General features: G+C 61.6%; 11 protein-coding genes. 4 read left to right on the forward strand and 7 right to left on the reverse strand.

The annotated features are described in order from the left end of the window. Positions 1 to 188 precede the first annotated feature (188 nt). Entirely contained in the window at positions 189 to 1,649 is a 1,461-nt protein-coding gene (gene dacB / locus B3397_RS21780) for a D-alanyl-D-alanine carboxypeptidase/D-alanyl-D-alanine endopeptidase (RefSeq protein ID WP_296253991.1), read from the forward strand. Positions 1,650 to 1,976: 327 nt separating this feature from the next. Here the strand turns inward: dacB and B3397_RS21785 are convergent, their stop codons facing one another. Beyond that, the gene (locus B3397_RS21785) at positions 1,977 to 3,521 is read right to left on the reverse strand and encodes a sensor domain-containing diguanylate cyclase (RefSeq protein ID WP_296253992.1); all 1,545 of its coding nucleotides are present in this window, start codon (positions 3,519 to 3,521) and stop codon (positions 1,977 to 1,979) included. A 192-nt stretch (positions 3,522 to 3,713) separates the two neighbouring features. Beyond that, complete coding sequence (rlmKL, locus tag B3397_RS21790; RefSeq protein WP_296253993.1) at positions 3,714 to 5,978, reverse strand: bifunctional 23S rRNA (guanine(2069)-N(7))-methyltransferase RlmK/23S rRNA (guanine(2445)-N(2))-methyltransferase RlmL; 2,265 nt, start codon at positions 5,976 to 5,978, stop codon at positions 3,714 to 3,716. Positions 5,979 to 6,517: 539 nt separating this feature from the next. Between rlmKL and rmf the strand changes: the two genes are divergently transcribed. Then, entirely contained in the window at positions 6,518 to 6,733 is a 216-nt protein-coding gene (gene rmf / locus B3397_RS21795; RefSeq protein ID WP_008368461.1) for a ribosome modulation factor, read from the forward strand. Between the two features lie 100 nt (positions 6,734 to 6,833). Here rmf and B3397_RS21800 read toward each other — a convergent pair whose 3' ends face one another. Then, positions 6,834 to 7,853, reverse strand: coding sequence for a quinone-dependent dihydroorotate dehydrogenase (locus B3397_RS21800; RefSeq protein WP_296253994.1), 1,020 nt, complete (start codon positions 7,851 to 7,853; stop codon positions 6,834 to 6,836). Positions 7,854 to 8,320: 467 nt separating this feature from the next. On the opposite strand from B3397_RS21800, the gene B3397_RS21805 reads away from it, so the two are divergent. Both B3397_RS21805 and B3397_RS21810 read left to right on the forward strand, forming a co-directional pair. Next, complete coding sequence (locus tag B3397_RS21805) at positions 8,321 to 9,532, forward strand: nitrate/nitrite transporter (protein WP_296253995.1); 1,212 nt, start codon at positions 8,321 to 8,323, stop codon at positions 9,530 to 9,532. A gap of 7 nt (positions 9,533 to 9,539) precedes the next feature. Continuing rightward, the gene (locus B3397_RS21810; protein WP_296253996.1) at positions 9,540 to 11,207 is read left to right on the forward strand and encodes a bifunctional protein-serine/threonine kinase/phosphatase; all 1,668 of its coding nucleotides are present in this window, start codon (positions 9,540 to 9,542) and stop codon (positions 11,205 to 11,207) included. 131 nt (positions 11,208 to 11,338) lie between these two features. Here B3397_RS21810 and B3397_RS21815 read toward each other — a convergent pair whose 3' ends face one another. The 4 genes from B3397_RS21815 to B3397_RS21830 all read right to left on the reverse strand — a co-directional run bounded on the left by B3397_RS21815 (position 11,339) and on the right by B3397_RS21830 (position 14,231). Further along, positions 11,339 to 12,373 (reverse strand): OmpA family protein, encoded by a 1,035-nt coding sequence (locus B3397_RS21815; RefSeq protein WP_296253997.1) that lies wholly within the window; start codon positions 12,371 to 12,373, stop codon positions 11,339 to 11,341. A gap of 104 nt (positions 12,374 to 12,477) precedes the next feature. Continuing rightward, positions 12,478 to 13,068, reverse strand: coding sequence for an RNA polymerase sigma factor SigX (sigX, locus tag B3397_RS21820; protein ID WP_296253998.1), 591 nt, complete (start codon positions 13,066 to 13,068; stop codon positions 12,478 to 12,480). Positions 13,069 to 13,157: 89 nt separating this feature from the next. After that, complete coding sequence (locus B3397_RS21825; protein ID WP_296253999.1) at positions 13,158 to 13,982, reverse strand: mechanosensitive ion channel family protein; 825 nt, start codon at positions 13,980 to 13,982, stop codon at positions 13,158 to 13,160. Positions 13,983 to 13,985: 3 nt separating this feature from the next. Next, positions 13,986 to 14,231: a CrfX protein gene (locus B3397_RS21830; RefSeq protein ID WP_296254000.1), complete on the reverse strand. Its 246-nt coding sequence runs from the start codon at positions 14,229 to 14,231 to the stop codon at positions 13,986 to 13,988. Positions 14,232 to 14,252: the final 21 nt, after the last annotated feature.

Here is a 14,252-nt window from a genome sequence, read left to right on the forward strand (position 1 = left end):
ACGCCGCTCCTACGGGGGGGGTGTGGGGTGTGAAATAGTGCGAAAAAAATGCGGGTTTACCGACGTTTGTAGGCCAAAGCCAGCAAGGCATGGGGCATAATGCGAACGTTTCATCCGTAGTGGGGGCCTCCATCTTTTCATATGGCCCTCGTATTTCGTCACCCCTCGCCTGCAGGGTTCTTGCGCACATGATCAAATCTCTACGTCCGTTGTTGCTCGCTGGCCTGATGCTCCCTCTGGCCCTCCCCCTCGCTGCCGCCCCCCTCAACACCACGTTGCCGCCCAAGGTCCAGCAGGCCATCAAGGCCAGCAAGCTGCAGAACGATGCGCTGTCGCTGGTGATGCTGCCACTCAATGGTCCCGGCAGCCCGACCGTGTTCAATGCCGATGTGTCGGTGAATCCGGCGTCCACCATGAAACTGATCACCACCTACGCCGCCCTGGAAATGCTCGGGCCGACCTACCAGTGGAAAACCGAATTCTTCACAGACGGCACGCTGAGCAATGGCGTGCTCAACGGCAACCTGTATCTCAAGGGTGGCGGTGACCCGAAGCTGAACATGGAGAAGCTCTGGCTGCTGATGCGTGACCTGCGCGCCAACGGCGTTCGCCAGGTCACCGGCGATCTGATCCTGGATCGCAGCCATTTTGTGCAGCCACAGTTGCCGGCGTTCAACGATGACGGCGGTGATGAAAACGCGCCTTTCCTGGTTCGTCCGGACTCGTTGCTGGTCAACCTCAAGGCGCTGCGCTTCGTGACCCGCAACGACTCGGGCAAGGTGCTGGTATCGGTCGAGCCGCCGATTGCCACCATCCGCATCGACAACCAGGTCAAGGCGCTGCCCGGCAGCAAGTGCAGCGGCGACGTGCGCTATAACCCGGTGACCCAGGCCGATGGCATCACCGTGGTGGTCAGCGGCCAACTGGCCGAGGGTTGCAGCTCGCAGACCTACCTGTCGCTGCTCGACCACGCCACCTACGCCGCCGGTGCGGTGCGGGCGATCTGGTCCGAGCTGGGCGGCAGCATCCAGGGCGCCGATCGTGTAGGCGTGGTGCCCAAGCAGGCACGGGTGCTGGCCCGGGCCTTCTCGCCCGATCTGGTCGAGATCATTCGCGACATCAACAAGTACAGCAACAACACCATGGCCCAGCAGTTGTTCCTGAGCCTGGGCGAGCGCTACCGCACCGACGCCGATGGCGATGACGCCAAGGCCGCGCAGCGCGTGATTCGTCAATGGCTGGCGAAGAAAGGCATCACCGCTTCGCACCTGGTGATGGAAAACGGCTCGGGCCTGTCCCGTGACGAACGGGTCAGCGCGCGGGAGATGGCTACGCTGTTGCAGGCGGCGTGGAAGAGCCCTTATGCCGCCGAGTTCATGAGCTCGATGCCGATCGTGGGCATGGACGGCACCATGCGCAAGCGCCTCAAGCGTACGGCGATGTCGGGAGAGGGGCATATCAAGACGGGGACGTTGAACACCGTGCGCGCGATCGCCGGGTTCAGTCGCGACAGCAATGGCAATACCTGGGCGGTGGTAGCGATCCTCAACGATCCGCGGCCATGGGGCGCCTCTTCTGTGCTGGATCAGGTGTTGCTGGATCTGTACTCACAGCCGAAGTCGGCGGCGGCTACGGTGAGCATTCAGTAGCTGAGTGATTGTGCAGGCAGGACTGGCCTCATCGCGGGCAGAGCCCGCTCCCACAGGGGTTCGTCGTTGCGCATTCTCTGTGGGGCTGGCCTCATTGCGGGCAGAGCCCGCTCCCACAGGGGTTCGTCGTTGCGCATTCTCTGTAGGAGCGGCCTCATCGCGGGCAGAGCCCGCTCCCGCAGGGGTTTGTCGTAGGCATTCTCTGTGGGGCTGGCCTCATCGCGGGCAGAGCCTGTTCCCTCAGGGGTTTGTAGGTCTGGAAGCGTTGCGCGACCTCTGTGGGAGCGGGTTCTACCCGCGATGGCGTTGGGCCTGCCTGCTCAGTACTCAAGACAACCTCTCGACTCGATCGCGCCCGCCCTGCTTGGCTGCGTAGACGCCTGAGTCCGCCCGCAGCAGCAAGGTGTCGGCGCCCTCCCCCTGGCGCCAGGCCGCTACGCCAAAACTGGCCGTCACCACGCCGATGCCCTCCATGGGCGCACTGCGCAGTCCGCGCCAGAGCTCCAGGGCAAAATCATGGGCCCGGTCACCATCGCTACCGGGGCACAGCAGAATGAATTCCTCCCCGCCCAGGCGACACAACACATCGGATTCGCCCAAACGCCCGGTAATGTTGTCGCACACCCCTTGCAGCACTCGATCCCCTACCGCGTGGCCATGCTGGTCGTTGATCCGCTTGAAATGGTCGATGTCCAGCATGATCACCGCAAACTCCAGGCGCTCGGATTGGGCGCGTTCCAGCTCCACTTCCAGCCGCTCCTGAAAATAACGCCGATTGGGAATCCCCGTCAGCGCGTCGGTAATGGCAATGGTGCGCAGCTCATGCGTACGCTGCTCGACCAGCGCCAATGCCCGCTTGCGCTGACCCGAAAGGCTGTACAGCAAGGCGCTCACCAAGAGGCTCAGCAAACCGCCGAATACCGCCACCAACAGCGGTGTCCAGGAATGATTGGTGGTCATGAACAACGGGCTGGGGCGGATATCCAGACGATAGCCCCGGTCCGCCAACTGCAGCATTTCACTGGCCAGCAAGGCTGACGAGGCGGGTTGCTCGCTGGACTGGAACAACACCTCATGCGTGCCAGCCGTGGAAAGGTCGAGGATCTGCACACTGAGATTGTCCTCTTCGCTGCTCGGCAGGCCCTCGGCCATCAGCCGCCGCAAGCTGATGATGGCCACAACGAATCCTGTCACCGGGCTCCCTGCCGACGGCGCCGCCACTGGCGCCACCATCAGCAACCCACGGGCATAACCCGGCTCTATCCCCACTAGGGTCACCGGCGGAGAAACCGTGAGTCGGCGCTGTTCGCGGGAGCGCTCCAAGGTTTCCCGGCGCAGCGGCTCGGTGGCCATGTCAAATCCCAACGGCACCGGCAACGGACTTTGCGACTGGGTATAGAACACTGGGAAGTACTCATCCCGTTCTGGCGCAGGTGTCAGCTGCCCGCGCTCGCCCAGGTCACGAATACGGAAATCGGTGATGCCGTCGGCGTAGGCTTGCGCCTCGAACAGCGGCCGCTGCTCCCGTCGGATCACCGGCGCCCATGAATAAGCCTGGCTGCGGGTCAGAAGAGGTCTGGCATAGCCATCGAATTCTCGACGACTGACCTTCTCCGAATAGACGAAGAAACGCCGCAGGCTGTCCAGACGTTGATCCTGGTCCTGGAAGCGCTCGGCGATTCGGCTGGCGCGCTCGCTGGCCAACAGCTCGAAGCGTTGCGAAAGTTGCTGCTCATAGAGTGCCGAAGTCGCGAACGCCAGCAACGCCGTGACGCCGAACCCCGCCAGCAGAGCCGTGCCCGCCACCCAGTTTGTGGAGGCATCTTCGCGAATCAGACCGAGGATTTTCGGCGGGCTAGCTGAGACTGCCATAGCGATGACCCACATTGCCACGGTGCCAATTCCACGTGGACTCGCGATCACTTATAGCTATTTGCCAGCTACTTGCCTAGCCCTCTTCTCGTATCATTTCTGAAATGTCCGGCCCACAAAAAAGGGCCCTCCCGGACCCTGATTTGTCAGCTGTCAAACGCTAATCGCCAATTGGCTGGACCAACGTCCGCCTTATCGCGTCTGGATCTTCCACGCCCGATGAATCTTGGTGTTGCGGGCGAAATCCTGGTCGATGGTCTGCGCACTGATCTCTTCTACCGCATAGCGGTCGGCCAGATGTTCATCGAGCTGGAACTTGCGGAAGTTGTTGGAGAAATACACCACACCACCAGGCGCCAAGCGTGCCACCGCCAGGTCGAGCAGTTCGACGTGGTCGCGCTGGACGTCGAACACGCCTTCCATGCGCTTGGAATTGGAGAAGGTCGGCGGGTCGATGAATATCATGTCGAACTCATCGCGGCTGGCTTGCAGCCATGCCATCACATCACCCTGCTCCAGGCGATTCTTGTCCGAAAAGCCATTGAGCGACAGGTTGCGCCGCGCCCAATCCAGATAGGTTTTGGACAGGTCAACGCTGGTGGTGCTGCGGGCACCGCCCTTGGCCGCGTGCACGCTGGCGGTCGCGGTGTAGCAGAACAGGTTGAGGAAGCGCTTGCCGGCCGCTTCTTTCTGAATCCGCAGGCGCATGGGCCGATGATCCAGAAACAGCCCGGTGTCCAGGTAATCGGTCAGGTTGACCAGCAGCTTGATGCCCCCCTCCTGCACCTCGGTGAACTGGCCCTGAGCACTCTGACGCTCGTATTGACGCGTGCCGCTCTGGCGTTCGCGGCGCTTGATCACCACCCGGCTCTTGTCGATGCCCAATGCCTGGGGAATGGCCGCCAGAGCATCGAACAGACGCGCCGAGGCTTTTTCCGGATCGATGGACTTGGGCGCGGCATACTCCTGAACGTGTACCCAATCGTGGTACAGATCGATGGCCATGGCGTATTCAGGCATGTCGGCATCATAGACCCGGTAGCAGTCGATCCCTTCGCGCTTGGCCCATTTGCCCAAGGTCTTGAGGTTCTTCTGCAGCCGGTTGGCGAACATCTGCCCACCTTCGCTCAAACGTGCCTGCTCGACCACGGGCGCCGGGGCCGGCTTGATCGGATTGCCATTCTTGTTGACCCGCGCATACGGGTCGGCAGCCACCGGCGGCGCCGCTTCGAGCTGTTCGCGCTCGGCCTGGCGCTGCTCCGGTGTGCGTCGTTCGCCGGTGACGAACTGATCGGGCAGCACCTTGATCAGCAGCAGCTTGCAGGGCAAGGCACCGTTCCAGAACGAATACTGCTTGTGACTGCGGATGCCCATGCGCTTGCCCAGATCCGGGGCACCGGTGAACACGGCGGCCTCCCAGTTCAGGCAGGCCTGGCGCAGACGCTCGCCCAGGTTCTGGTAGAGATAGAGCAGGCTGGCTTCATCACCCAGACGCTCGCCGTAGGGTGGGTTGCAGATGACCAGGCCTTTCTGGTTCTGGTCTGGACGGGGTTCGAAGGTGGCCACTTCGCCCTGGTAGATCTTGATCCACTCGCTCAGGCCTGCCCGCTCGACGTTGTTACGACCGGGTTGAATCAGCCGAGGGTCGGCTTCGTAGCCGCGAATCCACAGCGGTGGCTTGGCCAGGCCGGCTTCGGCGCGGGCCAGTGCCTCGTCGTGAAGCTTGCGCCACAAGGCCGGTACGTGCCCCAGCCAGGCGCTGAAGCCCCAGCGCTCGCGCTTCAGGTTAGGCGCGATGTCCGCTGCAATCATGGCCGCCTCGACCAGGAAGGTGCCGACGCCACACATCGGGTCGGCCAGGGCGCCACCCTGCGCAGCGATGCGCGGCCAGCCGGAGCGGATCAAAATCGCCGCAGCCAGGTTTTCCTTGAGCGGAGCCGCGCCTTGCTGAAGGCGATAGCCACGCTGGTGCAGGCTGTGGCCGGAGAGGTCCAGGGACAGGATCGCTTCACCGCGATCCAGGCGCAGATGAACGCGCAGGTCGGGATTGAGCTTGTCGACGCTGGGGCGCTCCCCCGTCGGCGTGCGCAGTTTGTCGACGATGGCGTCCTTGACTTTCAGCGCACCGAAATGGGTGTTGTCGATACCGGAGCCGTGCCCGCTGAATTCCACCGCCAGGGTGCCATCCGGGAGCAGGTGATCTTGCCACTCGACGTCGTTGACACCGTGATAGAGATCCTCGGCGTCCTTCATGGGGAAACGCTTGAGCACCAGCAGTACCCGGTTGCCCAGACGCGACCACAGGCACAGCCGGTAGGCAGTCTCCATGTCGGCCATGCCCCGCACCGCAGAGGTGTGCTCGCGGGTTTCTTCAAGGCCCAGGGCGGTGGCCTCCTCGGCCAGCAATCCTTCAAGCCCTTTGGGGCAGGTTAAAAACAGTTCGAAACGGTCCGACATGGTACTTCCCAGCCTTTGCAGGCGTAGATGGTGCGGCAAGCGCATTGCCGCACCGAGGTTAAACCAGGCGCTTTACCGACGGGAGCGCCCGAGTGACACCAACATGGTGTCGGTCCGCCCCAGCTGACTACTTTCCAGTAGCGCTGGCTGTGGGCAGAACATGATTCTGCTGAAAAACCGTTTGCAAATGCGACCCTTCGTCGATTTTTTGATCAACAAAAGCGCGGCTCATTCGCAATGGCGAAATGGCGTCACCGCAGTGCCAAACTCCGCTCATACAGGGGTTGACGGCATTTTTCGGCGCGACACGCTTTTTTACTTATGGCCCATACCGCTGAATCGTTACGTCCTTATGACAAAACGATCATTCACATGGCTTGGCCCACCGTTTAGAAATCACCACAGGTTGTCGCCGCAATGGCGCCAACATCACTGCTCGCGACGCCGGCAGCGAGCGAAGCAAACCGGCAGAACGAATCTGCCCGGCCTCACACGAGGCCGACGGGACATAACAGTCAACAGACAGAGGGCAACACCCTATGAGAAGACTTAAGCGTGATCCGTTGGAACGAGCTTTTTTACGCGGATACCAATACGGTATCCATGGCAAATCCCGCGAGCTTTGCCCTTTTACTCTACCGTCGGTGCGCCAGGCCTGGATCAATGGCTGGCGAGAAGGACGCGGCGACAACTGGGACGGTATGACCGGCACTGCGGGGATACACAGGCTCAACGAGCTTCACGCCGTCGGCTGAACAACACCCTTTCGTTTAACCATGCACGCCCAACCAGGGCGGCGGGCTAGCGCCCAGGGGCCTCCACCGGAGGCCCTCTTTGCATCCAGGCCCGAGGCCTTTAGCGCATCGCGGCGATGGCGTCCACCGACTCGCGGATCAGCGCCGGGCCTTTGTAGATGAACCCCGAATAGATCTGCACCAGGCTGGCACCCGCCGCCATTTTCTCGGCCGCGTGACGGCCCTCGGTGATGCCCCCGGCAGCGATGATCGGCAACTTCCCGCCCAACTCCGACGCCAGCACCCGGACAATGTGAGTGCTTTGTTCGCGCACAGGCGTGCCGGACAGACCGCCGGCCTCGTCGCCGTGGACCAGGCCTTCGACGCCTACCCGGCTGAGGGTGGTGTTGGTGGCGATCACACCGTCCATACCCGTCTGCAGCAAGGTTTGCGCAACCAGTACGGTTTCGTCGTCGCTCATGTCGGGGGCAATCTTGATCGCCAGCGGGACCTGACGACCAGTCTCACGCGCCAGCACCACACGGCGCTCGGCCAGGGTCTCGAGCAATTGCTTGAGCGAATCACCGAATTGCAGACTGCGCAGCCCGGCCGTATTGGGTGAGCTTATGTTGACGGTGATGTAGCTGGCGTGGGCATAGACCTTGTTCAGGCAGATCAGGTAGTCATCGACTGCCTGCTCCACCGGGGTGGTCAGGTTCTTGCCGATGTTGATGCCCAGCACGCCTCGATACTTGGCGGCCTTGACCCGAGATACCAGGTTATCCACGCCCAGGTTGTTGAAGCCCATGCGATTGATGATGGCTTCGGCCTCGGGCAGACGGAAGATCCGCGGCTTGGGGTTGCCCGGCTGTGCGCGAGGCGTCACGGTGCCGATTTCAACGAAGCCAAAGCCCAGTTGCGACAAGCCGTCGATGGCGCCGCCATTCTTGTCCAGGCCGGCTGCCAACCCCACCGGGTTGTCGAACTGCAAACCCATGACGGTCACTGGCAAGCGCGCAGGGGCTTTGCTCAACAAGCCGTTCAGGCCCAGGCGGCCGCCTGCGCCGATCAGGTCCAGGGACAGATCGTGGGAGGTTTCGGGAGAAAGCTTGAACAGCAGCTGGCGGGCCAGATTGTACATAAGCGGGCTTGGCTCGGAGGAAACGGATAGGGGCGCAATTGTGCCAGAATTACGCAGTGTGCTGTTAGCTCCCTCTCCCCCAGGATCGCCGTATCACCCTGACGAAGCCATACGCGGTGTGCTTCTAGCCCCCTCTCCCTAAGGGCGATACGGCGATCCGGGAGGGCTGGGGTGAGGGGACCATCCCCCGCAAGTCCCAAAACCGAGCACACCACCCGAAATACCCACCCAAACCGCACCAAAACGACGCCCGCCATTGCATCCAACAACGCCCCACCCCCCTGAATCCCTACCCTCCCCCACCTGGCCTGAGACTTGCACCAGCATCATCACCAGGACTGCCAACCACACGGCACCCTAGCCACATACGACAAAGACGTCGCTCACCCCCTCGCCAACGCGAGCCGGGTGGCGACGTCTTTTGCGTTTCCGATCCCTGCCATTGCATTGCGCTGACGAGGTCTTCGATGAGTACGAGTTTCTGGAAATCCGGCCATGTGCCCACCCTGTTCGCCGCCTTTCTGTATTTCGACCTGAGCTTCATGGTCTGGTATCTGCTCGGTCCCCTGGCCGTACAGATTGCAGCCGATCTGCAATTGACCACCCAGCAGCGCGGGCTGATCGTTGCCACGCCGATTCTGGCAGGCGCCATACTGCGGTTCGTGATGGGTATCCTCGCCGATCGCCTGTCGCCCAAGACTGCAGGCCTGATCGGCCAGGTCATCGTTATCGTCAGCCTGTTCTGCGCCTGGAAGCTGGGCATCCACAGTTACGAGCAGGCGCTGCTGCTGGGCGTAGCGTTGGGCGTGGCCGGCGCCTCGTTTGCCGTTTCGTTGCCCCTGGCTTCGCAATGGTACCCCCCACAACATCAGGGCAAAGCCATGGGCATTGCTGGCGCGGGCAACTCGGGCACGGTGTTCGCCGCCTTGTTCGCCCCGCTGCTGGCCGCCGCCTTTGGCTGGAACAATGTCTTCGGTTTTGCGCTGATTCCGCTGATCCTGACCCTGGTGCTCTTCGCCCTGATGGCTCGCAACGCACCGCAGCGCCCCAAGGCCAAGTCGATGAACGACTACTTCAAGGCCCTCGGCGATCGTGACAGCTGGTGGTTCATGTTCTTCTACGCCATCACCTTCGGCGGCTTCGTCGGCCTGGCCAGCGCCCTGCCTGGCTACTTCAATGACCAGTACGGCTTGAGCCCGGTCACCGCCGGCTACTACACCGCTGCCTGCGTCTTTGGCGGCAGCCTGATGCGGCCCATAGGTGGCGCATTGGCCGACCGCTTCGGCGGGATTCGCACATTGCTGGGCATGTACACCGTGGCGGCAATCTGCATCGCTGCGGTCGGCTTCAATCTGTCCAGTTCCATTGCTGCCCTGGCGCTGTTCGTCAGCGCCATGCTGGGGCTCGGCGCGGGTAACGGCGCGGTGTTCCAGTTGGTGCCGCAGCGCTTTCGCGAAGAAATCGGCGTGATGACCGGGCTGATCGGCATGGCCGGTGGTATCGGCGGGTTTTTCCTGGCCGCAGGCCTGGGTGCGATCAAGCAACACAGTGGCGACTATCAGTTGGGATTGTGGCTGTTCGCAGCCATGGCGGTGGTGGCGTGGTTCGGCCTGCACAGCGTCAAACGGCGGTGGCGCACCACCTGGGGCTCGGCAGCGGTGACCGCGGCCCGAGTCTGAAGCCTTCATGGAGCTGCGACTGAATGTCGGCCAGTACAGCGAGCAGGGACCGCGCAGCGAGAACCAGGACGCCATGCGCCTGGTTACGCCTGGGCCCGCACTGGCGCTGTGCAAAGGGCATTTGATAGGGCTGGCCGACGGCGTCAGCCAGTGTGCCGATGGCGGCTTGGCGGCGCGCTCGACGCTGCAGGCCTTGGCCATGGATTATTACGCCACGCCGCAAACCTGGCCGGTAGCCCAGGCCCTGGATCGACTGTTGATCGCGCAGAATCATTGGCTGCGCGCCAATGGCGGCGGCCAACCGCTACTGACTACGCTTAGCGCTTTGGTGTTGCGTGGCCGGCGCTTTACCCTTGCCCACGTCGGCGATTGCCGGGTCTACCGCTACAGCGGCGGCGCACTCGCGCGCCTGAGTATCGACCACACCTGGGAGCAACCCGGCATGCAGCACGTGCTCAAGCGCGCGTTGGGGCTGGATCAGCATCTGATGGTGGACTACCAGGAAGGCGATCTGCAGGAAGGTGAGGTGTTTGTGCTGCTCAGTGATGGTGTGTGGTCGGTGCTCGAAGACGCCGCCATCCGCGCCACGCTGGGTGAGCAAAGCGATCCCCAGGCTGCGGCGACAACCCTGGTGCGCGCTGCACTGCTGGCAGGCGGGCAAGACAACGCAACTGCCGTGGTGGTGCGGATCGAAACATTGGGCCAGATCAGCCTTGGCGACAGTTTGCTGCAATTGGGCGACCGCCCATTGCCCCCGCCGCTCAAGCCTGGGCAATGCTTTGAAGGCTGGCGTGTCCAAAGCATGCTGGCGCAATCCCAGGCTTCTGTGCTGTATCGCGTGCTCGACGCCCAGCATCAACCCTGGTTGCTCAAGACCCTGACGGCTCGCCAGGGCGACGCGCCCGACGCGCAACAACATTTGTTGCTGGAGGAGTGGTTCATGCGCCGCGTCGCCGGGCGCTATTTTCCTGAACTGCATCCCCTACCCCAGCGCCAGCACCATTACTACGTGATGCGCCATTATCCAGGGCGCACCCTGGCCCAATGGTTTGACGAGGTGGGTCCGCTGCCGATGGCGCAGTGGCAAGACATCGCCAGCCGCCTGCTCAGAGCCGTGGGCATGCTGCACCGGCGCAATATCCTGCACCGGGATATCAAGCCGGAGAATCTGCTCTGGGGCGATGACGGCGAATTGCGGATGCTGGACTTCGGCCTCGCCCACTGCCCGGGGCTGTCGGCGCCGGCGACGGGAACGGTGCCCGGAACGCCGAGCTTTATTGCGCCGGAAGCCTACGCCGGCGCACCGCCGGATGCTCGGCAAGACCTGTATGCGGTGGGCGTTACCCTGTACTTTCTGTTGACGGGGCACTATCCCCACGGCGAAATCGAAGCGTTTCAACGACCGCGCTTCGGTGAAGCCATCGACCCGGGACGCTACCGACCGGACCTTGCGCCCTGGCTGCAAGCGATCCTGCTGCGCGGCGTTGCGGTGAAGCCCGAACAGCGATTCGAGACGGCCGAGCAGTGGCTGTTGGCGATGGACCAAGGCGAACTGGCGGAGATTGCGCCCAGGCGGCAACCGCTATTGGAGCGCGAGCCATTGAAAGTGTGGCAGGCGGTGGCGGCGGCATCGTTGCTGATCAATCTGGTGCTCGCGTGGTGGCTGTTGCATTGAGCAGACATCAGGCAGGCGCAGGCGGAGGACGCCGATAAAACGGCGACTACAGGGGAAAGAGGGATGCGCAGCAAATTACAGGCAAAGAAAAGCCCGGCCTAAGCCGGGCTTTTCATTGAAGCGGCAACCAATTACTTGGCTTGAGCTTCTACTTCAGCTTCTACGCGACGGTTTACAGCGCGGCCAGCGTCAGTAGCGTTGTCAGCTACTGGGCGGGTTTCGCCGTAACCAACCGAGTTAACACGGTTGGATTCAACACCGTACTGACCGGTCAGTACTTGCTTGACAGCAGCAGCACGACGCTCGGACAGCTTCTGGTTGTAAGCGTCAGGACCGACGGAGTCAGTGTGACCTTCAACAGTGGTGGTGGTTTGTGGGTACTGCTTCATGAAGTCAGCCAGGTTCTTGATGTCACCGTAGCTGTTGGTCTTCACGACAGACTTGTCGAAGTCGAATTTCACGTCCAGTTCAACGCGAACCACTTCGGCAACGGCTGGGCAGCCGTCAGCGTCAACGGTAACGTTGGCTGGGGTGTCAGGGCACTTGTCGACGTTGTCGCAAACGCCGTCGTTGTCGGAGTCGGAGCACACTTCAGCCACTGGAGCTGGAGCAGCAGCCGGAGCAGGCTTGGAGCCGCCACCGAAGTTCACACCAACGCCGACTGCAGGAGCCCACTCGGTGTCGCCCTTGTCGATGTTGTACAGAGCTTCAACGCCAGCACGGGCGTAGAAGTTCTCGGTGAAGTAGTACTTGGCACCGCCGCCCAGCTTGGCGAGGGTGGAGTGGTCACGACCACCACCGTCCTGGCCGATGCTCTGGTGAGCGAAGCCAGCGGAGACGTACGGACGCAGGCCAGCGCCTGGAGTACCGAAGTGGTAGAAAGCATCCAGGGCAGCGTCGGCGCCTTTGATGTTTTTGCCAGCGTCGCTACGAATGTTGTGGACTTCGTCGTAGGACAGAGCCAGCTCAACGTCGTCGGTCAGGAAGTAGCCAATCGAGCCGCCGAACAGGTTGCCGTCGTTCTTGTAATCACGGCTGCTGTCGGTCATGTATTTTTTGGCGAAGCCTTCCACCTCGACTGCGCCTTGGCCTTGTGCCAATACGCCGAACGAAGTCACGGCAACAAGAGAACCAATGGCAAGGCCCAAGGTGTTTTTCAGTTTCATCCGTTAAATCCCCATCTGGTGATTGTTAAGCGCCCCGGAATCCAGGGCAGCTCGACGGCAAGTCTAGCAGAACTTGCCGATACGTTAGAGACCTTTGCTCCGAACTAAGTTTCGGCCACATCTGCAAATTTCTCACGTAGCTTGTCTAGAGCACGTTTGTACCGCATTTTGGTGGCGCTCAGACCCATGTGCATGATGTCCGCGATCTCCTGAAACTCCAGCTCCGCGACGAATCGCAGCACCAGGATCTCCCGATCGATCGGGTTCACGAACACCAACCATCGGTCAAGCCCACCTCGCTCCTCCGGCTTCGGCGCTTTTTCTTCGGAGGCCTCCTCGAGCGGATCGAGACTCAAGGCATCCATCAAGCGGCGCTTACGCCTTTCCTTTCTATACTGCGTGATGCATTCGTTATAGGTGATGCTGTAAAGCCAGGTCTTGAACTTCGATTTACCCTCGAAATTCTTCAGCCCGTAAAGCACCTTCAACATCACTTCCTGACAGACATCGTCTGCATCACGATCGTTCCCTAAATATCTCGCACAAACGTTGAAGAGGGTTCGCTGGTAGCGACGCATCAGCTCTTCATACGCTCGTGTGACGTGGAACAGCTCCTCGTGCGAACGCGCCACCAACTCCTCGTCAGAGAGCTCGCGGGGGTCGTAGCGCACGGGCAGCGTATGTACTTTATTCAAAACAGGTCGGCCCGAGTGTCAGGTCAATGTCCGCCACAGCAAGATCACTCACGCTTTTTTGCGGCGGCATACATTAGCAAAAGGCCGACCTAACGGCTACTCACCCGCTGCTCCAGCATGACCCGATTGGACATCGACACCAGTTCGCCGTCGTCGGTCAACAACGTCGTCTTGACGGTGCCGATCTCCTCGATCTGGCCTTCGACCTCTCCAATCCGGACCTGTTGGCCCACTTGAAACATTTCCCGTACATAGATTCCCGCCAGGATCTGCCCGACGATCTCACGGCTGCCCAGGCCCATGGCCAGCGCAACGGCCAGACCAACGGTAATCAAGGCGATCACGATCACATGGTTGAGCAGGTCTGTCTTGACCTCCAACTGACTGATCGCTACCGAAATACTGATGACGATGACCAACCACTGCGCTACTCGCCCCAGCCCTGCGGAGTAATCCAGCCCCACCCCTTCGGCGGCGCCGCGGACCACGCCATTGACCAACTGGGCCAGCAGCACGCCGACCAGCAGCACCAGCGCCGCACCAAATACCTTGGGCAGGTACAGCGCCAACATGTCCAGCGTAGCCGATACGCGTTGCAGGCCCAGGGACTCGGCCGCCGATACCAGGAAAATCAACAGCACGAACCAGTACACGATCTTGCCGATCAGGGTCGAGATCGGCACCTTGAGGCCTGCGCGGCTCAACAGCTTGGTCAGGCCGGTGCCTGCCATCAAGCGGTCGAGGCCGAATTTGGCCAGCAGCTTGGACAGCAGCGTATCCAGCAGCTTGGCCACGACGAAGCCCAGCAACACCACCACCAGCGCCCCGAACAGATTCGGGATGAAGTTGGCGACCTTGGTCCACAACGCGGTCATCGCAGCCACAAGGCTCTGAGTCCAGGGGTCCAGTTCCATTGATCAATCAGCCTTATCCGCATCACGGGCGGAGCTTGTACGACGCGACACCGGCGCGATATGCGCCGAACCACTGTTCACCGCAATCATGAACGCCTGGCCCCAACGGCCCATCAGGCTGAACAGATCACCTGCGCCTACCTGCCGGTTGGCGGTTTTCAAGACACGCCCCAGTGCGGCTTTGTCGTCACGGCCGGACGACGATGCATTGAGCATGTCTCGCAAGGATTCTTCGAACGGGTCGTGCATGCGTACCTCACGAATTTCAAT

This window comes from Pseudomonas sp. UBA4194 (assembly GCF_002379585.1).
Classification (GTDB): Bacteria; Pseudomonadota; Gammaproteobacteria; order Pseudomonadales; family Pseudomonadaceae; genus Aquipseudomonas.

Coding starts and splice junctions, on each gene's coding strand:
- dacB (WP_296253991.1), top strand. CDS start 189: ATGATCAAATCTCTACGTCCGTTGTTGCTCGCTGGCCTGATGCTCCCT.
- B3397_RS21785 (WP_296253992.1), bottom strand. CDS start 3,521: ATGGCAGTCTCAGCTAGCCCGCCGAAAATCCTCGGTCTGATTCGCGAA.
- rlmKL (WP_296253993.1), bottom strand. CDS start 5,978: ATGTCGGACCGTTTCGAACTGTTTTTAACCTGCCCCAAAGGGCTTGAA.
- rmf (WP_008368461.1), top strand. CDS start 6,518: ATGAGAAGACTTAAGCGTGATCCGTTGGAACGAGCTTTTTTACGCGGA.
- B3397_RS21800 (WP_296253994.1), bottom strand. CDS start 7,853: ATGTACAATCTGGCCCGCCAGCTGCTGTTCAAGCTTTCTCCCGAAACC.
- B3397_RS21805 (WP_296253995.1), top strand. CDS start 8,321: ATGAGTACGAGTTTCTGGAAATCCGGCCATGTGCCCACCCTGTTCGCC.
- B3397_RS21810 (WP_296253996.1), top strand. CDS start 9,540: ATGGAGCTGCGACTGAATGTCGGCCAGTACAGCGAGCAGGGACCGCGC.
- B3397_RS21815 (WP_296253997.1), bottom strand. CDS start 12,373: ATGAAACTGAAAAACACCTTGGGCCTTGCCATTGGTTCTCTTGTTGCC.
- B3397_RS21825 (WP_296253999.1), bottom strand. CDS start 13,982: ATGGAACTGGACCCCTGGACTCAGAGCCTTGTGGCTGCGATGACCGCG.
- B3397_RS21830 (WP_296254000.1), bottom strand. CDS start 14,231: ATGCACGACCCGTTCGAAGAATCCTTGCGAGACATGCTCAATGCATCG.